This window comes from Mycobacterium decipiens (genome assembly GCF_963853665.1).
Classification (GTDB): Bacteria; Actinomycetota; Actinomycetes; order Mycobacteriales; family Mycobacteriaceae; genus Mycobacterium; species Mycobacterium decipiens.
In genome coordinates this window covers 4,616,547-4,637,294 of the sequence record NZ_OY970459.1, presented here as the reverse complement: position 1 = coordinate 4,637,294, position 20,748 = coordinate 4,616,547, and the positions used below count along the sequence as shown (strand labels likewise).

21 protein-coding genes and 2 pseudogenes are annotated in these 20,748 nt (G+C 65.8%); 9 read left to right on the top strand and 14 right to left on the bottom strand.

All coding sequences use genetic code 11. From position 1 onward, the window contains the following. The first annotated feature begins 105 nt into the window (after positions 1 to 105). Together purS and purQ are read left to right on the top strand one after the other, a co-directional pair. Positions 106 to 345, top strand: a complete 240-nt coding sequence (gene purS / locus AADZ55_RS20465) for a phosphoribosylformylglycinamidine synthase subunit PurS (protein WP_085326759.1) — start codon at positions 106 to 108, stop codon at positions 343 to 345. Further along, positions 342 to 1,016, top strand: coding sequence for a phosphoribosylformylglycinamidine synthase subunit PurQ (gene purQ, locus AADZ55_RS20460; RefSeq protein WP_085326723.1), 675 nt, complete (start codon positions 342 to 344; stop codon positions 1,014 to 1,016). The genes purS and purQ overlap by 4 nt, the downstream gene beginning before the upstream one ends. Positions 1,017 to 1,040: 24 nt before the next feature. On the opposite strand, the gene AADZ55_RS20455 is transcribed toward purQ, so the two are convergent. The 4 genes from AADZ55_RS20455 to AADZ55_RS20440 all read right to left on the bottom strand — a co-directional run bounded on the left by AADZ55_RS20455 (position 1,041) and on the right by AADZ55_RS20440 (position 4,155). Then, a complete protein-coding gene (locus AADZ55_RS20455; RefSeq protein ID WP_165759443.1) occupies positions 1,041 to 1,514 on the bottom strand; it encodes a hypothetical protein in 474 nt (157 codons plus the stop codon). A gap of 114 nt (positions 1,515 to 1,628) precedes the next feature. Beyond that, positions 1,629 to 2,339, bottom strand: coding sequence for a transglutaminase-like domain-containing protein (locus tag AADZ55_RS20450; protein ID WP_085326722.1), 711 nt, complete (start codon positions 2,337 to 2,339; stop codon positions 1,629 to 1,631). Continuing rightward, a complete protein-coding gene (locus AADZ55_RS20445; RefSeq protein ID WP_085326758.1) occupies positions 2,336 to 3,334 on the bottom strand; it encodes a TIGR03619 family F420-dependent LLM class oxidoreductase in 999 nt (332 codons plus the stop codon). The genes AADZ55_RS20450 and AADZ55_RS20445 overlap by 4 nt, the downstream gene beginning before the upstream one ends. A gap of 23 nt (positions 3,335 to 3,357) precedes the next feature. After that, positions 3,358 to 4,155 carry a GntR family transcriptional regulator gene (locus tag AADZ55_RS20440; protein WP_085326721.1) on the bottom strand — a complete coding sequence of 266 codons (798 nt, stop codon included), beginning with the start codon at positions 4,153 to 4,155 and terminating at the stop codon, positions 3,358 to 3,360. Positions 4,156 to 4,228: 73 nt separating this feature from the next. On the opposite strand from AADZ55_RS20440, the gene AADZ55_RS20435 reads away from it, so the two are divergent. After that, positions 4,229 to 4,534 (top strand): putative quinol monooxygenase, encoded by a 306-nt coding sequence (locus tag AADZ55_RS20435; RefSeq protein WP_085326720.1) that lies wholly within the window; start codon positions 4,229 to 4,231, stop codon positions 4,532 to 4,534. Between the two features lie 95 nt (positions 4,535 to 4,629). Here AADZ55_RS20435 and AADZ55_RS20430 read toward each other — a convergent pair whose 3' ends face one another. Further along, positions 4,630 to 6,114: a dihydrolipoyl dehydrogenase family protein gene (locus AADZ55_RS20430; protein WP_085326757.1), complete on the bottom strand. Its 1,485-nt coding sequence runs from the start codon at positions 6,112 to 6,114 to the stop codon at positions 4,630 to 4,632. Positions 6,115 to 6,299: 185 nt separating this feature from the next. Here AADZ55_RS20430 and AADZ55_RS23645 point away from each other — a divergent pair. Next, a pseudogene (locus AADZ55_RS23645) lies at positions 6,300 to 6,395 on the top strand (PPE domain-containing protein); the annotation flags it as partial. Between the two features lie 73 nt (positions 6,396 to 6,468). Here AADZ55_RS23645 and AADZ55_RS20420 read toward each other — a convergent pair. The 6 genes from AADZ55_RS20420 to AADZ55_RS20395 form a co-directional block, all read right to left on the bottom strand. Next, complete coding sequence (locus tag AADZ55_RS20420) at positions 6,469 to 7,683, bottom strand: acyl-CoA dehydrogenase family protein (RefSeq protein ID WP_085326719.1); 1,215 nt, start codon at positions 7,681 to 7,683, stop codon at positions 6,469 to 6,471. A gap of 38 nt (positions 7,684 to 7,721) precedes the next feature. Beyond that, positions 7,722 to 7,994 carry a hypothetical protein gene (locus AADZ55_RS20415; RefSeq protein WP_085326718.1) on the bottom strand — a complete coding sequence of 91 codons (273 nt, stop codon included), beginning with the start codon at positions 7,992 to 7,994 and terminating at the stop codon, positions 7,722 to 7,724. Then, the gene (locus AADZ55_RS20410) at positions 7,991 to 8,473 is read right to left on the bottom strand and encodes a MarR family winged helix-turn-helix transcriptional regulator (RefSeq protein ID WP_165759442.1); all 483 of its coding nucleotides are present in this window, start codon (positions 8,471 to 8,473) and stop codon (positions 7,991 to 7,993) included. The genes AADZ55_RS20415 and AADZ55_RS20410 overlap by 4 nt, the downstream gene beginning before the upstream one ends. Positions 8,474 to 8,509: 36 nt before the next feature. Further along, positions 8,510 to 9,688, bottom strand: a complete 1,179-nt coding sequence (locus AADZ55_RS20405; protein ID WP_085326716.1) for an acetyl-CoA C-acyltransferase — start codon at positions 9,686 to 9,688, stop codon at positions 8,510 to 8,512. 790 nt (positions 9,689 to 10,478) lie between these two features. Beyond that, positions 10,479 to 11,276 carry a family 1 encapsulin nanocompartment shell protein gene (locus AADZ55_RS20400; protein WP_085326715.1) on the bottom strand — a complete coding sequence of 266 codons (798 nt, stop codon included), beginning with the start codon at positions 11,274 to 11,276 and terminating at the stop codon, positions 10,479 to 10,481. Beyond that, entirely contained in the window at positions 11,273 to 12,298 is a 1,026-nt protein-coding gene (locus tag AADZ55_RS20395; protein ID WP_085326714.1) for a Dyp-type peroxidase, read from the bottom strand. Before AADZ55_RS20395 ends, AADZ55_RS20400 begins: the two co-directional genes overlap by 4 nt. Positions 12,299 to 12,342: 44 nt before the next feature. On the opposite strand from AADZ55_RS20395, the gene AADZ55_RS20390 reads away from it, so the two are divergent. After that, positions 12,343 to 13,644 (top strand): M18 family aminopeptidase, encoded by a 1,302-nt coding sequence (locus tag AADZ55_RS20390; RefSeq protein WP_085326713.1) that lies wholly within the window; start codon positions 12,343 to 12,345, stop codon positions 13,642 to 13,644. A 10-nt stretch (positions 13,645 to 13,654) separates the two neighbouring features. Then, positions 13,655 to 14,002 carry a VOC family protein gene (locus AADZ55_RS20385; protein ID WP_085326712.1) on the top strand — a complete coding sequence of 116 codons (348 nt, stop codon included), beginning with the start codon at positions 13,655 to 13,657 and terminating at the stop codon, positions 14,000 to 14,002. Here the strand turns inward: AADZ55_RS20385 and AADZ55_RS20380 are convergent. Continuing rightward, on the bottom strand, positions 13,996 to 14,640 hold the full coding sequence (locus AADZ55_RS20380) for a GNAT family N-acetyltransferase (RefSeq protein WP_085326711.1): 645 nt from the start codon (positions 14,638 to 14,640) through the stop codon (positions 13,996 to 13,998). The two genes, AADZ55_RS20385 and AADZ55_RS20380, sit on opposite strands and share 7 nt — an antisense overlap. Before the next feature lie 75 nt (positions 14,641 to 14,715). Next, a complete protein-coding gene (locus AADZ55_RS20375; RefSeq protein WP_085326710.1) occupies positions 14,716 to 14,940 on the bottom strand; it encodes a hypothetical protein in 225 nt (74 codons plus the stop codon). Between the two features lie 140 nt (positions 14,941 to 15,080). On the opposite strand from AADZ55_RS20375, the pseudogene purL reads away from it, so the two are divergent. From purL to AADZ55_RS20360, 3 genes and pseudogenes are all read left to right on the top strand, one after another. Then, a pseudogene (gene purL / locus AADZ55_RS20370) lies at positions 15,081 to 17,374 on the top strand (phosphoribosylformylglycinamidine synthase subunit PurL). After that, a complete protein-coding gene (locus tag AADZ55_RS20365) occupies positions 17,371 to 18,057 on the top strand; it encodes a CPBP family intramembrane glutamic endopeptidase (protein ID WP_341286233.1) in 687 nt (228 codons plus the stop codon). The pseudogene purL and the gene AADZ55_RS20365 overlap by 4 nt, the downstream one beginning before the upstream one ends. A 66-nt stretch (positions 18,058 to 18,123) precedes the next feature. Further along, entirely contained in the window at positions 18,124 to 19,080 is a 957-nt protein-coding gene (locus tag AADZ55_RS20360; RefSeq protein ID WP_085326700.1) for a phosphodiesterase, read from the top strand. On the opposite strand, the gene AADZ55_RS20355 is transcribed toward AADZ55_RS20360, so the two are convergent. Beyond that, the gene (locus tag AADZ55_RS20355; protein ID WP_085326699.1) at positions 19,025 to 20,623 is read right to left on the bottom strand and encodes a stealth family protein; all 1,599 of its coding nucleotides are present in this window, start codon (positions 20,621 to 20,623) and stop codon (positions 19,025 to 19,027) included. The genes AADZ55_RS20360 and AADZ55_RS20355 overlap by 56 nt on opposite strands. Positions 20,624 to 20,748 lie beyond the last annotated feature (125 nt).

Sequence of the window (20,748 nt, the reverse complement as noted above, 5' to 3'; positions counted from 1 at the left end):
TGCCGGCACCCGCCGCCGGTAGAGTTGGCGCCGAACCTTTGCCCGGCTCCTGACGCGCGCCGTACCGTCGCCGGGCGGAGCGAGCAGAGCTGAGGAGGAGTGCCGGTGGCCAGGGTGGTCGTGCACGTGATGCCCAAGGCGGAGATTCTTGACCCGCAGGGCCAGGCGATTGTCGGTGCGCTGGGGCGGCTCGGACATCCCGGAATCTCAGATGTACGTCAGGGCAAAAGGTTTGAACTGGAGGTCGACGATTCAGTCGATGATTCCAGGCTCGCCGAGATTGCGGAGTCACTGTTGGCGAACACCGTGATCGAGGACTGGACGATAAGTCGGGATACAAAGTGACGGCGCGCATCGGTGTCATCACGTTTCCCGGGACGCTCGACGACGTGGACGCCGCGCGTGCGGCGCGGCAGGTGGGGGCCGAGGTGGTCAGCCTGTGGCATGCCGACGCCGACCTCAAGGGTGTCGACGCCGTGGTGGTGCCCGGCGGGTTTTCCTATGGCGACTACCTGCGGGCGGGTGCGATCGCCAGGTTCGCCCCGGTGATGGGCGAAGTGGTCGTTGCCGCCGGCCGTGGTATGCCGGTGTTGGGGATTTGCAACGGCTTTCAGGTTCTTTGTGAGGCCGGGCTGTTGCCTGGTGCCCTGACCCGCAACGTGGGGTTGCACTTCATCTGCCGCGACGTTTGGCTGCGGGTCGAGTCGACGTCGACGGCGTGGACATCGCGTTTCGAGCCCGACGCCGATCTGTTGGTTCCGCTGAAGTCCGGCGAGGGCCGTTACGTGGCGCCGGAGCGGGTGCTCGACGAACTAGAAGGCGAGGGCCGGGTGGTGTTCCGTTACCACGACAACATCAACGGCTCGCTTCGCGCCGTCGCCGGCATCAGCTCAGCGAACGGCCGCGTCGTCGGGCTGATGCCACACCCCGAGCATGCCATCGAAGCGTTGACCGGTCCCTCCGACGACGGGCTGGGTCTGTTCTATTCAGCGTTGGATGCCGTTCTGGCGGCCTAGGAACTCCGCGGTGTGGCTATCAGCTCACCCGGCGTCTCGCAGCCACGGTTGTTCGGTCGAAGGTATCCCGTCGGCCGTCAGCCCACCGAAGAGCTCGATTGCGGCCGCGATGGCGCGGTCGACGAAGGTAGCGAAATCGTCGAAGCGGACGCGGTCGGCGATCAAGGACCGCTCTGCGGCCACGCCGATCCGCTGCGGATCGGAGGACCCGTGCACGATCGCGGTGACATCGCGGCTCTCCTGGTTCCACGTGTCGGCGATCTCCGCCAACCGGCCGTGGTCGGCGGCCGGGAAAAAGCACGCGGGAGCGACCCTTATCGAGAACACGTCGCGGTATGCGGGAGCGATCTCCAGATGGACGTGCAGCCGCCGGGGGTGGGCGACGGCGACGAAGAAGAATTCGCCGTCGTGGTGGCCGCGGAAGTACCGCCGTCCGCGGGTGCGCAGGTAGCGTTCGATCAGGCTGGTGCCCAACGGCTCACCCAATGACTCGGTCATGACCCTATGGTGACGCCGTCGCCTTGGCGATTCCTATGAGCGGGGAACCCGGTTCCGAAGAATAAGTTGAGAATTTCCTGAGTGACGCGCGGCGTCCGCGCCGCGCCGCGAGATTCACTCTCGGGGAGTGGCGTCAGCGAATTCGATCGGGGGACCGGCCCACAGCTCGTCGTCGGCTGCTACCAATGCGTGCATTTCCGGTGACTGCAACGCTTTCAGGACCGACCGGGCGATTCGCTCGTACCATTGCGCGACTGCCGTGGGGTAGTCGGCGAAACTGCCGTTTTCACGCAGGATGTTGCCCTCCACCGTCGGGATCGGGGTAATGCCGTCGAATTCCTGCCGGTAGGGCCTGCCGAGGCGGGCGGCAGTGGGTGCGTCGATGGTGGCGTCCAGCTTGACCCATCGCCGGCCCAGGTAGGCCTCGCCTAGGGAGTGCCACGGGAAGGGTCTGACCGGCTTGGCGCCCCACAAAGCGCGTACTTGCGGGGAGAGAAATTCTTTCTCCGTGGATTGCAGCGTCTGGAACGCGATGCGGGCGGGGACGCCCGCGGCTCGGCACAGGGCAACAAAAGAGCTCGCCTTGCCCATGCAGAAGGCGACCCCATGGTCGATGACGTCGCTGGCGCGGTGCTGTCCCCGTGCGAGGTAGCGAAAAGATGCAAGGACGTCGTACGGCAGGTCGCGCACGTAGAGGTAGATCCGTCCAACCCGCTCGATATCTGATCCGCAGCCTCGCACCAGGGCTGCCGCTTTCTCGCAAATGAGTGGATGGTCCGCGTCGAGGTACTCGGTGGGCGCGAGAAATTGATCGATGTCGTTCATTTGAGCAGTGGAATGATCTCGTGGCCGACAACGTCAAGATATTCGGACTGCACTACGTGTGGAATAGTGAAGAGGAAATACTCGACGCCGCAGCGTTGGTATTCGTGGATGCGCTCTACGCACCTGTCGGGGGGCCCGACAATGAGCCCCGACTCGGGGAGGGACGCGAATTCAGCACGAATTCGGGTTTCGTCCGTACTGGAGTGGGTGGGTGCGAGCATGACCGTCACCGACAGCCGCAGGGTGTTCGGGTCACGCCCGGTCGACTCGCATGCCTGGGTCAGAAAGGGCTTTCGTTGGACTACCTGCTGCGGTGACCACCAACGCATGTTCAGGCCCGAAGCGGACTTGGCCGCGATGCGTTGCACACGGTCGCCCTCACCGCCAATCCACAACGGCGGATGCGGCCGCTGGACCGGTGGCGGATCACAGATGGCGCCGTTCAAGGTATAGAAATCACCGGAGAAGGTGGGGTTCGGCTGGGTCCACACCGCCTTGATCACCTGGAGCGACTCGTAGAGTGCGGAAACCCGCTCGCGCACAGGCGGAAACGGGATCCCGTAGGCGTCGAACTCGCGCTGAAACCAGCCGGCACCCAGTCCCAGATCGAGACGGCCCTCCGAGATTACGTCCAAGGTGGCCGCCATCTTCGCCAGCAGCGAAGGATGGCGGTAGGAGTTGCACAGCACGCTGGTGCCCAGCCGCAGTCGGGTGGTGTCGCGGGCCAACGCAGTCAATGCCGTCCAGCACTCAAGCAGGGGCAGCGACCGGGGGCGCGCGCCCCTGTGCGCCGCATGGGCGCCGACGCCGACGCCGACGCCGGAATCCTGTGCGTAATCCTCCGGGCTTGTCGTGAGGAAGTGGTCGCACAACCACACGGAATCGAATCCGTATTCCTCCGCGGACCGGGAGACGGCAACCATATCGCGGTAAGTGCTTACCCCCAGCCCATTAACCGTCAGGGCCAAAATGAGACCCAGGTGGGGTGCATTCATTGTCGGTGCGGTCATGTGTGCTCTCACCTCGCAATAATTCCGGCGCTCGGTCCAGGAATTGTCCGCGGTAACGTGACCGAGAACCTGTACCGCTCGGGGCGGTAGTGGAATACGACCACCTCGAGCGGCTTGTCGTCGGTGCCGTAGCTAGTGCGTTCGAGCACCAACACCGGTGAGCCCACCGCGATATCCAACGCCGCCGCCACCTCGCTGGATGCGCCCGCTGCATGGATTTCGTGGGTGGCACGGGCGATCTGAACGCCCAGCCCGTGCTCCCACATCGTGTAGGTGGTTTCGGTGCTCGGTCCACCCGACAGTAGCGGCTCGACGGCCTGGCCCAGCCCCGGCGGCAGGTACGCGGTGACCAGGGCCAGGGGCTCGTCACCGGCGCGGACACGCCGCCGAATACACACCACCTCCGGAAGGCCCAGCGCCTCGGCGATCGGTTTGGGTGCGGCATCGCGGTGCTGGAACAGCACATCCACCTGCGGGGTGACGCCCGAGTCCAACAACACCTCGGTGATCGTGCGCACCCCGCAGCTCAGTTCCTGTTTCACCGGGTCGGCGACGAACGTGCCTAGACCCTGGCGGCGAACCAGCCACCCCTGTCGCTCCAGCATCCCGACTGCCGCACGTACGGTCACCCGGCTCAATCCGGAGCGCTCGATCAGCTCCCGCTCGCTGGGTAGGCGCGCGCCGCTGGGCAGCCGCTGCTGGACGATCTGTGCCTGCAGTGCCTCGGCTAGCTGGGTGCTGGCCGGCACACTGCCACGGGCGATCTGCAAATCAGCAGCGTCCAAATCCAGCTTGACAGACAACATAAGACGTATTAAAACGTCTTATACAGATAACGTCAAGGGTCTATGCAGACGGGCAGGGGAGGACGGGTCGTCCATGTCACGATCAATCGCGGTGATCGCTCGGTTAACGCCCAGGCCGGAAGCCAGGACGGTCTTGCGTGGCTTGCTGGACGGAATGATCCACCAATCGCGGCTCGAAGACGGGTGCCGCAGCTACGACCTTTACGAGAGCGCCGACGGTGGCGAGCTGGTGCTGTTCGAGCGTTACCGCAGCCGCAACGCTCTGGACGAGCACCGTCGTTCGGCGCACTATCTGAGGTACCGGGCGCAGGTCGCCGAATTGCTGACCCAGCCGGTCGCAGTGACCGAGCTCGCCCCGCTCGACGAGGCTTCCGCCTAGCGCGGATCCAACCCTGGCAGGTTGACCACGATGGCCTCCCGGGTGTGCTCGGGTCGGGATCTCCTTTGGCGGTTAGCCGTGCGACTTCCCGGCGGCTACACCAGCAGATAAACCGAATCTCGATAGGCTTCAAGAAGTCTCAGCCACAGTTCACTGATCGTCGGGAAGCATGGTATGGCGTGCCACAAGCGATCGATGGGCACTCGCCCGGCGACGGCGATGGTGGCCGAATGCAGTAGCTCGGTGGCGCCCGGGCCGACCATGGTCACGCCCAGCAGGTGGCCCCGATCGACGTCGACCACCATGCGCGCCCGACCGGTATATCCGTCGGCGAAGAGCTTGGCTCCCGTAACGACATCGCCGATTTCGACGTCGACCGTCTTCACCCGGTGACCGGTCTGCGCGGCCTGTTCGCTGGTCAGTCCCACCGCGGCGGCTTCGGGATCGGTGAAGAACGCCTGCGGCACCGCGTCCTGATCGGCGGTGGTCGCATGCGCGCCCCACGGCGTGGTGTCCAGCGGACGTCGGGCGGCACGGGCGCCGATGGCGGCGCCGGCGATCCGGGCCTGGTATTTGCCTTGGTGGGTTAGCAGGGCGCGATGATTGACGTCGCCGGCGGCATAGAGCCACCCGCCCTCGACACCGTGCACGGCACAGGTGTCATCGACGTCCAGCCAGCTGCCCGGCGTCAGTCCCACTGTCTGTAGGCCGATGTCGTCGGTGTGCGGTGCGCGGCCGGTCGCGAAGAGTACCTCGTCGACCTCCAGCGCGGTGCCATCGAGATCGGAGTTCAGGTCGAGGACCACCGGCCCACCGGGATCGGGTCGACGGAGCCCGCGTACCGATACTCCGACGCGGACGTCGACGCCGGCGGCGGCGAGTCCCCGGCCGACGAGTTCGCCGACAAACGGTTCCATTCGGGGCAGCAGCCGAGCCCCCCGAGCCAGCAGCGTCACCGACGCGCCCAATCCTTGCCAGGCGGTTGCCATCTCGACGCCCACGCCGCCGCCACCGACAATGGCCAGCCGGTCGGGCACCGTACTACTGGCGGTGGCTTGGCGATTGGTCCATGGCCGGGCTTCGGCGATCCCGGGCAGTTCGGGGAGTGCGGGCCGGCTTCCGGTGCAGATGACGACGGCATGCCGGGCCGTTAGCGCCACGTGCTGGCCGCTCGACGTGGAAACGACGACCCGGCGCGGACCGTTCAACCGCCCATGACCACGGATTAGCGTCGCACCGATTCCGCTCACCCAGTCGGCCTGGCCGGTGTCGTCCCAGTTGCTCACGTAGCGGTCGCGGCGGCCGAAGACGCCGGCAACGCCGATGGAACCATCGACCGCTTCGCGTGCGCCGTCGACTCGTCGGGCGTCGGAGATGGCGATAACCGGGCGCAACAATGCTTTGCTGGGCACACATGCCCAATACGAGCATTCACCCCCGACGAGTTCGCGTTCGACCACGGCGACGCGCAGGCCGTCGGCCCGGGCACGGTCAGCGACATTCTGTCCAACAGGTCCCGCGCCAAGCACCACCACGTCGGGTGTCGCCGTTGGTGGTTGTTCCTGTGGGGCCGCTGTCATGTCAAGGATCCCTTCGGTTGACTCCTCCGGTGACGCTACGCGCGCCATGGCGCGGGCCGCCCGCCGAACCAATAGCGGGTACCAGCGGTTTGCCGATTTCGCTACGATCCGGTGCCGGTAGGGCAAATGTTGGTGCAGTCACCGCGCAGGTGGTTGCTGCGGTGGGCGCATGTCGAGGAGTCGTGATGCTGCCAAATTTCGCGATGCTGCCCCCAGAGGTCAACTCGGCGTTGATGTTCGCCGGAGCCGGGTCGCAACCAATGCTGGCCGCTGCCGGTGCCTGAGACGCGTTGGCCGCCGAGTTGGGCGCGTCGGCGGCCTCGTTTTCCTCAGCGACTTCCGCTTGCCTGTTTCTTAGCCGCGCGCGGCGATCAGGTCGCGGGCGATGGTGCGGACCTGGATCTCGTCGGTCCCACCGTAGATCTGGAGCACCTTGGCGTCGCGGCACAGCTGTTCGACGTGGTTCTCCGACATGTAGCCGTTGCCACCGAACACCTGCACAGCATCAAGGGCGACCTCCATCGCGGCCTGACCGGCATAGAGCTTCACAGCCGAGGCCTCGGCCAGGCTGGGTCGCACTCCGGCATCCGCCATCGCCATATACTGCAGCAGCAGGTTTTCCGTGTTGAGGCGCGCGACCTCCATCTTGGCGAGTTTGAGCTGGATCAGCTGGAAATCGCCGATCGGCTTACCGAACTGGACCCGTGTGCGGGCATAGTCGACCGACAGTTCCAGGCAGCGTTCGATGATGCCCAACGCCGACGCGGCGATGCTGGCGCGCTCCATCGCGAAGGTTGAAGTGGCTCCGGAACTGCCTCTGTTCTTGGGTTCCGGGATGTCAGTGGCAGGTTCGGGTCCGGGCAGCAATCGGTCGGCTTCGACGAAGACGTCCTGCAGGTGCAGTTCGCCGGTCGGTGACGAGTGTTGACCCATCTTGCGCAATGGTTTGCTCTGCACCAACCCGGGCATGCCGCTGTCCAAGACAAAGGTAAGGATGGGCCGCTGCCGGTGCGGGGTGCCCGAGCCATCGTCCAGCTTGCAGATGAACACCAGTGTGTCGGCATAAGGACCGTTGCTGATGAACGTCTTGCTCCCGTTGAGCAGGTAGCCACCGTCGACGGGGCTTGCGGTCGAGCGCATCCCGCCGTAGGCATCGGATCCCGATCCGGGCTCGGTGATTGCCCAGGCGCCGATCTTTTTCAGCGTCAGCAGGTCGGGAACCCAGCGGCGCTTCTGTTCTAGCGTCCCTGCGCGCAGGATGGCGCCCGCGGTCAGGTCGATGCTCGTCCCGAGAGCCACCGCGAGCCCGGGGCACCATCGGGCGAATTCGACTAGCGGGATCAGCTTTTCAGCCGCATTGCGGGGTGGTCTGGGACCACCCGAAAGCGACGCCTCGAACCGCTGCATTGCGCTCTCGCCAACACCGAATTCTTTGTAGAAGCGCCGCAAGATGTCGTATGGCGGCAACCCCTCGAACTCCAGCGCCTCCCGCGCCGGGGCCACCACCTTCTCCACGAACTGTCGTACCGCCCGCCGGTACATCATCTGTTCCTCGGTCCAACGCAACATCACAGTTCCTCTCGATTGGTGACCGCACCGGTGACGATTCAGGACGCGGTCCTGCGCCGCCTACGCATCTCGGCAAACGCGCGCGGTCCCTCTTTGGCGTCCTGCGACCGAAATACCTTCTTGACCAACGGTTTCTGAAACTCGAACACCGACGATGCGTTGTCGTGGTCAGGCCGGGCGACGGCGCCCAGCACGCCGGTCACCTCCGCGCCGTTGATCGCGTTGCGCGCGTCGGGACGGTTCAGCGTGATCACCAGGCCCTGTTCGTTGATCTCAGTCGGGACCGCAGGCTCCGGTGCCGGCTCGTTCATTGGTCCTCCATGTCGGTGCCATTCGCTGCCGCGATCGCGACAAGATTCTGTTGGATCTGAATCAGGATGGCTGCCAGGCGATGTCGGTCCTCGCGGGATAGACCCGCTCGAAGTTGTTCGCGCAGAACGCGGTCGAGTTCGTTGATGGTGGCCACCAGCTGCTGGCCCGTGTCGGTGATGTGCACCAGCCAGACCCGGCGATCGTTGGGGTCGGGCTGACGCGAGACGGCACCCCTGGCCTCCAGGGTATCGATGCGATCTCCCATCACCGCTCGTCCCGAACCGAGCCGTCGTGCCAGTTGGGTCTGCGATTGCGGCTCGATCTCGTCCAGGTACGCCAGCAGGCTGGCCTCAGGCAGAGTCAGTCCGACATCGGCCAAGACGTGGTCATAGGCCTTGCGGACGCCGCGCGCGGTGGCCATCAGGGTGCCGTCGACCCGACGCCATGGCGGCGCGTCAAGTTCGTGATCCCCGGCCATTAGCATCTCACGCCATAGTCAGCCATCGCAGAGCCTTCAAATGCGTTGCAGCAGAGTGCCGGTGCCCAAGCCGCCACCGCAGCACATGGTGACCAGCGCGTGCTCGCCGCCGCCGCGCACCAGTTCGTGCACGGACTTGGCCACCAGCGCGGCTCCGGTCGCCCCGAGAGGGTGACCCATCGCGATGGCTCCGCCGTTGGGGTTGACCCGGGCCATGTCCGCAGACAGTTCGCGTTCCCAGGCGAGCACGACCGAGGCGAACGCCTCGTTTATCTCCACGACATCGATATCGGACATCTTGAGGCCGTGAGTGCCCAGCAGTCGGCGGGTCGCGTCGATCGGGCCGGTCAGCATCAGTACCGGGTCCGACCCAATCAATGCGGTGCCTACCACCTTGGCCATCGGTGTAAGGCCGACCGCCGCCGCGGCCTCGGCGGACATTAGCAGCACCGCCGACGCTCCGTCGGAAATCTGCGACGAGCTACCCGCGGTATGCACGCCGTTCTCGCGGCCCGACGGCGTGAGCATGGCAAGCTTTTCAAGCGAAGTTTCCCTAACTCCTTCATCTCTGGTTACGAGATGCGTCTCCCCCGTCGGAACGTTGTCCTCACCCAGGGTTGGCGCGGTGACTTCGACCAGCTGCGTATCGAACGCACCGTTGGCCTGCGCCGCGCCAGCGCGGTCCTGAGACAGCTTGCCGAAGGCGTCCGCATCGGAGCGGCTGATGCCCCACTTCTCGGCCATACGCTCGGCGGCTTCGAACTGGCTGGTGTATTCGTGATGCTTCCAATAGTTGCGTGTCACGGGCTTGCCCAAGCTGCCGTCGCGAGGCACCGTCGAGCCCATCTTCACGGTGCTCATCACCTCGACTCCGCACGCCACGACCGCTTTGGCGGCGCCCGAGGAAACGAGTGCATGCGCGAGGTTCACCGCCTGCTGAGAGGACCCGCATTGGGTGTCGATGGTAGTTGCGGGTACCTGGATCGGCAGGCCAGCGGTGAGCCAGGCGCCGCGACCAATGTTGAAGGCCTGCATACCAACCTGGCCCACGCACCCGGTCACCACCTGGTCAACGTCAGCAGGGGCGAGCCCGGCGCGTTCGAGTAACTTCCGCTGTACCAGGCCCAGCAGTTCCACCGAATGCATTCCGGCGAGTACGCCATTGCGCTTACCGAACGGTGTCCGCACCGCATCGACAATTACCACATCCGGCATCGCAGCCTCCGTACATAGTTAGGCCCCCTACTATAGGGTAGCCTACAGTAGGGAACCTACGCTTTTGCGCGCGCTGGGCGGGCTCTGTGGAGCAGTTCACGGATCCGCGATCAAGCCCCCTCGGCGACGCTGGCTCTCTGCTTGCCGGCTAGCAACCGGCCGGGTGGGTGCGGATGTGACCGGGCGGATGGGGCAGGCGTTAGCGCCGCTGTTCACACACGGATGGGTACTGCGCGCCAAACCCGCGAGCGCCCTGATGCTCTCGCGCACTCACGGTGCACAACACCTGTCCAGTCGAGGCCCTCGCCGAGCCGCAGCCCTGGCTGGCCGCAGGCGTTGCTTCGGGGTTGAGGACCCGGCTCGGCGTCGGCCCCTGCCCCCGCTCCGGGTACCTGGGCACCGGCACCTCGGGATTGTTCAACCAGGGGAAAAATGCCCTCGGGTCTTACCGACGCCGACGACGATAGTTCGGGCTCCAACAACTCGGGCTTCGGGGGCTCGGGTGTTACGACTCGAGCGATAGGGGGTCGGGCTTCTTCCATCGGTAAGCTTCGGCCGGGGCCAGCGGGTGGCTTGTGCAACGGCATCCCCGAGTGCTTGCGCAGGTCCGCATCGGGAACCAGGGGGAACTCGCCGAAATCCCCGATCCAGCTCGATGCCGGCATCGCTATTCGGCGCACCGTAGGCGATGACGGAGCCGGGGGCGGGCGGCGGGAGTATCCGAAACGCGCGGCGCAAACGCGTCAACCCGAAAATCCCCGTGCTCAGCCAAGATCACGCGGCAGAACGCTCAGGCGCTCAGCGCGACCGACGCCTCGGCGGTGTAGCACAAAAACGTCAGGGTCTCCTGAAGATAGAGCCGCACGGTGTCGGCGTCATGGCTGAGGTAACCAATCGACACGTCGGTGCCCAGCTGTAGGTCGAAGTCGCCGCCGCGCGTGGTCAGCACGAACGCGCCGTCGATGGCCGGGGCCCAGATTATGTCCCCGTCGACCAGCCGGTTCAGGTGCTCGCGGATGGGATAGCCGTGATCGGAAGTCTCGCTGACCTTGGTGTAGACGTCAGCGGAGAGCAGCACCGAATACGGTCCGTCCACGCCGGCCAACCGCAGTTCGGACAACGCCTGGGAGATGACATCGGGGATTTCCCGCGGATCCTCGGGCAGCGTCAACGCCGGGTTCGAACTAGCGCTGCGGATCCCTTCGATTGACGCGGCGCCGTAGCCCTCGAAAATTGTGCGGTCTTCGACGAAGGCCAGCTTTTTGGCGGCGTCCTTGACCGGTTCCCAATCGGAGTCGTTGGAACCACGTTCGACGTCATCGATTTCGTCGCGGGACAGGGTGAACGGAACCCGCAGCCGGACAAGGGGTTTGCTAGCCCGCAGGTGGGCGATCACGCCGTCGGTGGGTGCTTTCACATCGATCAGCCGGCCGGTGCTGACCGCCGCGGTGACCGGCCCTCCGGGCTCGCTGACATCGACCACCCGGCGCCCGGCGATGTGGCGCTTGAACGTGCGGGTTGCCTCCAATTCGATTTCGGCCCAGGCGGCTTCGGTGACCGGAGCCAGATCGCGGTAAAGATTGTTCATCGGGAGGTTCCTTTCAGGCTGCCGATCGCGAGTGACCCGTCGTCAGGAGCCGGAACGACGGCCAGGGCCGGCGTCGCCGCCTGCGGTAGGGGCGGTGGATCGTCGAGAAATTCGACGGTGGGGGAGAAGAACAGTCCGCCGGTCACCGCGGTGGAAAAGTCCAGCACCCGGTCGGTGTTGCCGGGCGGATCGCCGAGAAACATGTTGCACAGCATCTGCTCGGTGACCGCTGGGGTGCGGGAATATCCGATGAAGTACGTGCCGTACTCGCCCTTGCCGACTTCGCCGAACGGCATGTTGTGTCGCACGATCTTCAGCTCGGTGCCCTCGTCGTCGGTGATGACGTTGAGCGCTACGTGTGAGTTGGTCGGCTTCGCGTTGTCGTCGAGCTCGATGTCGTCGAGCTTGGTCCGGCCGATCACTCGCTCCTGCTCGGTGACCGAGAGGGATTCCCACGACGCCATATCGTGCACATACTTCTGCACGTGCACATAGCACGAGCCGGCGAAGGTCGGATCCTCGTCACCGATCGTGGTGGCCTTGATGGCGATTGGGCCACTTGGGTTTTCGGTCCCATCGACAAAGCCCAGCAGATCCCGGTTGTCGAAAAACCGGAAGCCGTGCACTTCGTCGACAACCGTCACCGCATCGCCCATTGACTTGAGAATGCGGCCGGCCAACTCGAAGCACACGTCCATGGTCTCGGCCCGGATGTGGAACAACAGATCACCGGGCGTGGCCGGGGCGGTATGCCGCGGTCCGGTCAGCTCGACGAACGGATGCAATTCGGTGGGTCGGGGTCCGGCGAACAAGCGGTCCCAGGCGTCGGACCCGATCGAGGCGACCACGGACAAGCGCTTCGTCGGGTCACGGAAACCGATCGCGCGCACCAGGCTGGACACCTCGGACAGTGCGTCGTGCACCGTCGCCTCGCCGCCGGCGCCGATGGTGGCGACCAGGAATATCGCGGCCGGCGTCAAGGGCGCCAGAATCGGCTGCGGAGAGACGGCAGGCACAGCCACGACCCTAACGTCCCGGCAATTCCGGTGATGCTAAACATGGCTACATGGTGGCCACGGCACTCGGCCTGTGCGAATTCATCGACGCGTCCCCGTCGCCGTTCCACGTCTGCGCGACGGTGGCCCGACGGCTGCTGCGCGCCGGTTACCTCGAACTCAGCGAAACGGATCGCTGGCCGGAGGAACCGGGCCGGTACTTCACCGTCCGGGCCGGCTCGCTGGTGGCTTGGAACTCCGAGCAGCCCGGGAGGGCGCAAGCCCCGTTCCGGATCGTCGGTGCCCATACCGACAGCCCCAACCTGCGGGTCAAGCAGAACCCGGATCGAGTGGTCGCCGGCTGGCAGGTGGTGGCGCTGCAGCCGTACGGGTCGGTGTTGCTGAACTCCTGGCTGGATCGCGATCTGGGCATCAGCGGGCGCCTTTCGGTGCGGGACGACCAGGGGCTTAATGGGGTCTCTCACCGGCTGGTCCGGATTGACGATCCGATCCTGCGGGTGCCGCAGCTGGCGATTCACTTGGCCGACGACCGCAAGTCGCTCACGCTGGATCCGCAGCGACATGTCAACGCGGTGTGGGGCGTCGGCGAGCGCGCCGCGTCCTTTGTCGACTACGTCGCGCAGCGCGCCGGGATTCCGGTGTCCGATGTGCTGGCCGCCGATCTGATGACCCATGATCTGACCCCGTCGGCGGTGATCGGTGCCGAGGTCAACGGCACCGCTGGCCTGCTGAGCGCGCCGCGGCTGGACAACCAGGCCAGTTGCTACGCGGGGATGGAGGCATTGCTGGCATTGGACGTGGATTCGGCGTCGCGCGGCTACCTGCCCGTGCTGGTGGTCTTCGACCACGAGGAGGTCGGTTCGGCCTCGGACCACGGCGCGCAGTCCAACCTGCTGACCTCCGTGCTGGAACGCATCGTGCTGGCGGCCGGCGGCAGCCGGGAAGACTTCCTGCGGCGGCTGCCCGCCTCGCTGTTGGCCTCAGCCGACATGGCACACGCCACGCACCCCAACTACCCGGACCGTCACGAGCCCGGTCATCTGATCGAGGCCAACGCGGGGCCGGTGCTCAAGGTGCACCCGAATCTGCGGTACGCCACCGACGGACGCACCGCCGCGGCCTTCGCGCTGGCCTGCCAGCAGGCCGGAGTGCCGCTGCAGCACTACGAGCACCGCGCCGACCTGCCGTGCGGGTCGACGATCGGGCCGCTGGCGTCGGCTCGGACCGGAATCCCCACCGTCGACGTCGGTGCGGCCCAGCTGGCGATGCACTCCGCGCGTGAATTGATGGGCGCTCACGACGTGGCCGCCTACTCGGCGGCGTTGCGGGCGTTTCTTTGCGCGCAAGCATAGGGTCCGGCATATGGCGCTCAACATAGAGATGGTCACGTTCGACTGCAGCGATCCCGCGAAGTTGGCCGGCTGGTGGGCCGAGCAGTTCGGCGGTACGACGCGCGAGCTGATGCCCGGTGAGTTCGTTACGGTGGCCCGATCCGAAGGGCCTCAGCTCGGATTCCAGCGGGTGCCCGATCCCACTCCCGGTAAGAACCGCCTGCACCTCGACTTCGCCGCTGCCGATATGGACGCGGAGGTATCGCGGCTGATGGCGGCGGGCGCCACCGAAGTCGGCCGGCACCGGTTCGGCGAGGAATTCCGCTGGGTCGTGTTGGCCGACCCCGAGGGCAACGCGTTTTGCGTGGTGGCTCAGTAACCGAGCCCGAACAGCGGTCGGCAGCGGTCGAAACCTTCCACTTGCACTTCGACGGGGCGATGCCGCTGCCAATCGTCGCGGGTTAGCCGGAACCGCAACTGCTCAACCATGACGCCGTCGCGCCCCACGCGGTCCACACCGTTGTCTTGGTAACCGATGCGACGCGATACCGCGATGGAGGCCGGGTTGTCGACGAACGACGCCGAGGTCGCCACCTGGGCGCCGAGCTCGGAGTACGCGAAATGCAATGCGGCAGCGCGCATCTCGGTTCCGTAGCCGCGGCCTTGGTAGCGCAGCCCGAGCCACGATCCGGAGTCCACCTCGCGGGTGAGGGGAAAGTTCTTGGCAATCAGGGACTGCACGCCGACGGCCATCCCGTCGACCACGACGGCCAGCGGCAGCTCCCAGTCCTGCGGTTTGAACCGGGCGAGTTGCTGCCAGACGTGCGACAGCGTGTTGAACGGAAGCTGCTCGCGGGGCGCGCGCGTCCACGGGACCGAGAATGGCATTCGGTCGGGATCGTGGACCCCGTCCAGGATCGTGTCGATGAGCTGGTCACACAACTCCTCCGTGGGCACCTGCAGCTGTAGCCGCGGGGTGGTGATGCGCAATTCGAACAGCGGCCAGTGACGGGACATGGTTCCATTTTGAGCACCACCAGCTGACCGCCCCGCCCGGCGTGCGGTGGACGACGGCCGTGCGTCGGTAGCCGGTTAGGTGATCCGCTGGGCGAGCAGCCGCTTTGCCATCTCGGCGCCCTTGCGGCTGTCGGCCTGCCCCTTGCGGAACAGCTCGGCCAACTCGTGGTCACCCTCGCGCTCGGCGTCGCGGATGTAGGTGTCCAAGCGCAGCGCGTTCTCCAAGCATTTCTCGGTGAACCAAATGAGGTCGTAGGTTCGGTCGCTGGTGCCAGTCACTTCGGCGGATGCAGTGGTCATCGGTCACCCTCCATCGTTTCGTTGCTGCGACTTTTTCTGCTGGGGTCAGAACTACCCATTGGATTATCCGCGCAAACGCGGCCGCAGGCACTGGGGCCTAGACTGCTTCCGTGCCGTCTCCGCTCGCCCAGACGCCGCGTATCACGCCTGCGCTGGACACCGTCGAACATGCCGCGACCACCCCCGACCAACCGCAACCGTTTGCTGAGTTGGGCCTCAAAGACGACGAGTACCAGCGAATCCGCCAGATCTTGGGCCGCCGGCCCACCGACACCGAGCTGGCGATGTACTCGGTGATGTGGAGCGAGCACTGTTCCTACAAATCCTCCAAGGTCCACCTGCGCTACTTCGGTGAGACCACCACCGACGAGATGCGCGCCGGCATGCTGGCCGGGATCGGCGAGAACGCCGGCGTCGTCGACATCGGCGACGGCTGGGCCGTCACCTTCAAGGTGGAATCGCACAATCACCCGTCTTACGTCGAGCCCTATCAGGGCGCGGCCACCGGGGTCGGCGGCATCGTCCGCGACATCATGGCGATGGGTGCGCGACCGGTGGCCGTGATGGACCAGCTGCGGTTCGGCGCGGCCGACGCCCCCGATACCCGACGCGTGCTGGACGGCGTGGTTCGCGGTATCGGCGGCTACGGCAACTCGCTGGGTCTGCCCAACATCGGCGGCGAGACCGTATTCGATGCGTGCTACGCCGGCAACCCATTGGTCAACGCGCTGTGTGTGGGCGTATTGCGGCAGGAAGACTTGCATTTGGCGTTCGCGTCGGGCGCCGGCAACAAGATAATCCTGTTCGGTGCGCGCACCGGGCTGGACGGCATTGGCGGGGTGTCGGTGCTGGCCTCGGACACCTTTGGCGGCGGCGATGACGCGGGCGCCGCCCGCAAGAAGCTGCCCTCGGTGCAGGTCGGCGACCCATTCATGGAGAAGGTGCTGATCGAGTGCTGTCTGGAGCTCTATGCGGGCGGACTGGTGATCGGCATCCAGGACCTGGGCGGAGCCGGATTGTCTTGCGCCACATCGGAGTTAGCATCTGCCGGTGACGGCGGCATGGCCGTCCAACTCGACACCGTCCCGCTGCGAGCCAAGGAGATGACACCCGCCGAGGTGCTCTGCAGCGAGTCGCAGGAACGGATGTGCGCGGTGGTCGCCCCGGACAACGTGGACGCCTTTCTGGCGGTGTGCCGCAAGTGGGAGGTGCTGGCGACGGTGATCGGCGAGGTCACCGACGGCGACCGGCTACGGATCACCTGGCACGGCGAGACCGTCGTCGACGTGCCGCCGCGCACCGTGGCTCATGAAGGTCCGGTGTACCGGCGACCGGTGGCCCGTCCCGAAACACAGGACGCCCTCAACGCCGACCGCTCGACCAGGCTGCCGCGGCCGGTCACCGGCGCCGAGCTCCGCGCGACTTTGCTTGCGCTACTTGGCAGTCCGCACCTGTGCAGCCGCGCGTTCATAACCGAGCAGTACGACCGCTATGTGCGCGGCAACACGGTGCTCGCCGAGCACGCCGACGGCGGCATGCTGCGCATCGACGAGTCGACCGGGCGCGGTATCGCCTTGTCGACCGACGCGTCGGGCCGCTACACGCTGCTGGATCCTTACGCCGGCGCCCAACTCGCGCTGGCCGAGGCCTACCGCAATGTTGCCGTCACCGGCGCCACCCCGGTCGCGGTGACCAACTGCCTGAACTTCGGTTCACCCGAAGATCCTTCGGTGATGTGGCAGTTCGCCCAGGCGGTCCGCGGTCTGGCCGATGGCTGTGTGGCGCTGGGGATTCCGGTAACCGGTGGCAACGTGAGTTTCTACAACCAAACCGGGCCGACCGCTATTCTGCCGACGCCGGTGGTTGGGGTGCTCGGGGTGATCGATGACGTGAGCCGGCGCATCCCCACCGGGCTGGGCGCCGAGGGGGGGAGACGCTGATGCTGTTGGGCGACACCCGCGACGAGTTCGATGGGTCGGTGTGGGCGCAGGTGACCGCCAACCATCTGGGCGGGCTGCCGCCCGCGGTCGATCTGGCGCGGGAGAAGCTGCTGGCCGAGGTGCTGAGTTCGGCATCTCGGGACGGGCTGGTGTCCGCCGCGCACGACCTGTCCGAAGGTGGGTTGGCCCAAGCCATCGTGGAATCGGCGTTGGCGGGTGAAACCGGTTGCCGCATAGTGGTTCCCGAAGAATTTCAATCGGACGGCCCGTTCACATTTCTGTTTTCCGAGTCGGCGGGGCGGGCGCTGGTTGCCGTCCCGCGCACCGAGGAGAGCCGGTTCCGGGCCATGTGTGAGGCGCGGGGATTGCCCGCGGTTCGCATCGGCGTCGTCGATCCGGCGTGCGACGCGGTTGAGGTGCAGGGCTGGTTCACGGTGTCGTTGGCGGAACTACGCGAGACATCCGAGGGGGTGCTGCCGCGATACTTCGGATGAGTCGGCTGCGCGCCCTGTCTTTGGCCGCCGGCCTGGTTGGCTGGAGCCTGGTCGGCCCGCGGCTTCCGGCGCCCTGGCGGGTGCCGCTGCAGGCCGGTCTGGGTGGGGTGCTGGTGCTGGTCACGCAGGCGCCGCTCGGCCTTTGGCCGCCGCGGTTGTGGGCGGGGTTGCGGCTGGGCTCGGCGGCGGGGGCGGCGGCGGCGGCCGCGATCGCGGCAACGACACCGGTGCCGATGGTGCGGCTGTCGATGTCGGCCCGTGAGTTGCCGGCGTCGGTACCGGCCTGGCTGGGATGGCAGATACCCGGCGGCACGGTGTGGGCCGAGGAGGCCGCGTTTCGCGGGGCGCTGGCCACCGTGGCCGCGGGGACCTTCGGTCCGGCTGGTGGACGAATACTGCAAGCCGCCGCCTTCGGTCTGTCCCACATCGCCGACGCGCGCGCGACGGGCGCGCCGCCGGTACCCACCGTGCTGGCCACCGGTATCGCCGGCTGGCTGTTCGGTTGGCTGGCCGACCGGTCCGGCAGCCTGGCGGCGCCGATCCTGACGCACCTGGCGATCAACGAGGCCGGCGCCCTCGCCGCGGTGACGGTCCAGCGGCGTTTGAAATACCGCAACGCGGCCGTACGGACCGGGGCCGTGGTGCCGGTGACCGTGGAACAGCTCACAACTGCGCGGTTCTAGCCGGCAGCGCCGCTATACTTGAGGGCCACCGTTCTAACCGATCAATGGAGAGGGTTGGCACCTCAGGTGCACAGACTTAGGGCCGCGGAACATCCGCGGCCGGATTACGTTCTCTTACACATCAGCGACACACATCTCATCGGAGGGGATCGCCCGCTCTACGGGGCGGTGGACGCCGACGACCGGCTGGGCGAAATACTCCAACAGTTGCACGACTCCGGGTTACGTCCCGATGCGGTCGTCTTCACTGGTGATTTGGCCGATAAGGGCGAGCCGGAGGCATATCGCAAGCTGCGCGGCCTGGTTGAGCCGTTCGCGGCGCAGCTGGGTGCCGAACTCGTCTGGGTGATGGGCAACCACGACGACCGGGCCGAACTGCGTCGATTCTTGCTCGACGAAGCGCCCTCGATGGCGCCGCTCGACCAGGTGTGCATGATCGACGGTTTGCGCATCATCACCTTGGATACCTCGGTGCCGGGTCATCATTACGGTGAAATCCGCACCTCCCAATTGGATTGGCTCGCGCAAGAGTTGGCAACGCCAGCTCCGGACGGCACCATTCTGGCGTTGCATCATCCGCCGATTCCGAGCGTCTTGGACATGGCCGTCACGGTGGAGCTGCGCGACCAGGCTCGGATTGGGCGGGTGCTCAAGGGGAGCGACGTTCGCGCCATCTTGGCCGGGCACCTGCACTACTCCACGAATGCCACGTTCGTCGGAATCCCGGTGTCGGTTGCCTCCGCGACCTGCTACACCCAGGACCTGACCGTTGCTGCCGGAGGAACGCGTGGCAGAGATGGCGCCCAAGGTTGCAACCTGGTGCACGTCTATCCGGACACCGTGGTGCACTCGGTGATCCCCCTGGGTGGCGGAGAAACCGTGGGCACCTTTATCTCGCCCGGGCAGGCGCGACGCCAAATCGCCGAAAGCGGCATTTTCATCGAACCGTCCCGTCGCGATTCGCTATTCAGCCACCCTCCGATGGTGCTGACATCGTCGGCACCGCGAAATCCTGTCGACTGACGTCCGCGGCGACCTTCTCCCAGGGCGCCGGAATCGGGAAATAGCGCTCCAGGAAACTGACGACTCGCTCGGCGCGCTCGGCCGCGGGGACTTCGGGAAAGCTACCGTCGTTGAGGCAGAAGAAGTCGTATTCGCGTCGCTTGCGCAACTCGGGAAGTAGCCCAAGGCCCGCCTGGCTGGTGGTGTCGACGTAGAGGACCTTGGCCATTTCTTGCTGGACGGCGCGTCCGGTCATCAACGCGTAGTAGTGGTAGAGCGAATTTGTCACCGAGATGTCGGTACCCGAGCGAAACGCGCTGGCCGCCGTGCGGGCGAACTCATCCGGGAACTCCCGCTCCATCTCGATTAGCACGCTCTTGCGCAACGGCACCGCCGTGTGCTCGAGATGACGGGTTATCACCTGTCCGAAGCGGTCGAAGAGCAGCTGCCGGTTGACCCGGGCCGCATTCTCAAAGCCGCTACGCGTGGGATCATTGGCGCCGAGCCCAATCCGGGTCTTGGCTTCGATGAACCTGGTGACCCCACCCGGGGAGAAGAACATGCTGGCCTTGAGGGGCCGGCCGAAGAACATGTCGTCGTTGGAGTACAAGAAGTGCTCGCTCAGTTCCGCGATGTGGTGCAGCTGGCTCTCCACGGCGTGCGAGTTATAGGTCGGCAACGCCGCGCGATCCGAAAAGTGCTCCTCAGCAGGAACGATCGTGATCTTTGGGTGCTCGGCCAGCCACGGCGGCGGGTTCGAATCCGTCGCAATGAAGATGCGGCGGATCCACGGGGCAAACATGTTCACCGACCGCAAAGCGTATTTCAACTCATCGATTTGGCGGATCCGCGCCTCGGCGTCGTCACCTTCACCCACCACGTGCTGCGACATTTGTGCCGCGCGCCGGGCCCGGAACTCCGGATCAGTACCGTCGACCCACGAGAACACCAGATCGATGTCGAACGTCACGTCGCTGGCATGTGGGGTGAACATGCCCTCAAGACTCGGCCACTTGTACCCATGCAGCTTGACCGTTGCCGGAATGACTTCTTCTCGCGGCAGCACTTTGCGGGTAAGGGAGTTCTCGATCGGACAACGAATGACGGTCTCCTCGAATGCCCAGAATTGCATTTCCACACCGAACGCCGGGCCGTAGCGAAATCCGCCCGGCGCAATCCGCCGTCGATACAACCGCACGATACGTGGATCGACTAGCCGCGACAGGCCGCCCGTGGTGACCAGGATGGGAGCAATCCCACGCTCATCAATTGTTTTGGCGTACATCGGTTCTGCGGCGCAGGCCGCCACCAGCGCGCGCTCGACCGCGGGGCGCAGTTCGATGTTGATGGCAAGCACCGGCCGGTTGTTGTGGTTGCGGATCAGCAGGAAGGGGATATCGGCCTTGGTCAACACGTTTCGCAGAAAGACCAGGTCCTCGATCTGGGCCTCATGCGGGGTGAGGCTGGATTCCAGGCGGGCGATCTTGCCGCGCCGGGTAACGATGATGGGATTCACGCTGCGTTGGACGGGCCGACCGCCGTCGCGCGAAGTGATCTTGGGCATCGGAACACCGCCTTAGGGAGAAGCGATTAGGGCACCGAGAGAATCTCACACATCGGGCGTGGGCGCAGGGTGAAGACCGCTCGCCGGTGCGGGGTTCACCTAGATATTCTGCCGTCAACGCGAGA

Excerpts from the sequence above, each read along its gene's own strand:
- AADZ55_RS20365 (WP_341286233.1), top strand. The coding sequence starts at position 17,371 with ATGAGTCGGCTGCGCGCCCTGTCTTTGGCCGCCGGCCTGGTTGGCTGG.
- AADZ55_RS20420 (WP_085326719.1), bottom strand. The coding sequence starts at position 7,683 with ATGTTGCGTTGGACCGAGGAACAGATGATGTACCGGCGGGCGGTACGA.
- AADZ55_RS20355 (WP_085326699.1), bottom strand. The coding sequence starts at position 20,623 with ATGCCCAAGATCACTTCGCGCGACGGCGGTCGGCCCGTCCAACGCAGC.
- AADZ55_RS20400 (WP_085326715.1), bottom strand. The coding sequence starts at position 11,276 with ATGAACAATCTTTACCGCGATCTGGCTCCGGTCACCGAAGCCGCCTGG.
- AADZ55_RS20440 (WP_085326721.1), bottom strand. The coding sequence starts at position 4,155 with ATGTTGTCTGTCAAGCTGGATTTGGACGCTGCTGATTTGCAGATCGCC.
- AADZ55_RS20380 (WP_085326711.1), bottom strand. The coding sequence starts at position 14,640 with ATGTCCCGTCACTGGCCGCTGTTCGAATTGCGCATCACCACCCCGCGG.
- AADZ55_RS20415 (WP_085326718.1), bottom strand. The coding sequence starts at position 7,994 with ATGAACGAGCCGGCACCGGAGCCTGCGGTCCCGACTGAGATCAACGAA.
- AADZ55_RS20385 (WP_085326712.1), top strand. The coding sequence starts at position 13,655 with ATGGCGCTCAACATAGAGATGGTCACGTTCGACTGCAGCGATCCCGCG.
- AADZ55_RS20450 (WP_085326722.1), bottom strand. The coding sequence starts at position 2,339 with ATGAACGACATCGATCAATTTCTCGCGCCCACCGAGTACCTCGACGCG.
- AADZ55_RS20375 (WP_085326710.1), bottom strand. The coding sequence starts at position 14,940 with ATGACCACTGCATCCGCCGAAGTGACTGGCACCAGCGACCGAACCTAC.
- AADZ55_RS20430 (WP_085326757.1), bottom strand. The coding sequence starts at position 6,114 with ATGACAGCGGCCCCACAGGAACAACCACCAACGGCGACACCCGACGTG.
- AADZ55_RS20455 (WP_165759443.1), bottom strand. The coding sequence starts at position 1,514 with ATGACCGAGTCATTGGGTGAGCCGTTGGGCACCAGCCTGATCGAACGC.
- AADZ55_RS20445 (WP_085326758.1), bottom strand. The coding sequence starts at position 3,334 with ATGAATGCACCCCACCTGGGTCTCATTTTGGCCCTGACGGTTAATGGG.
- AADZ55_RS20390 (WP_085326713.1), top strand. The coding sequence starts at position 12,343 with ATGGTGGCCACGGCACTCGGCCTGTGCGAATTCATCGACGCGTCCCCG.
- AADZ55_RS20435 (WP_085326720.1), top strand. The coding sequence starts at position 4,229 with ATGTCACGATCAATCGCGGTGATCGCTCGGTTAACGCCCAGGCCGGAA.
- AADZ55_RS20405 (WP_085326716.1), bottom strand. The coding sequence starts at position 9,688 with ATGCCGGATGTGGTAATTGTCGATGCGGTGCGGACACCGTTCGGTAAG.
- AADZ55_RS20410 (WP_165759442.1), bottom strand. The coding sequence starts at position 8,473 with ATGGCCGGGGATCACGAACTTGACGCGCCGCCATGGCGTCGGGTCGAC.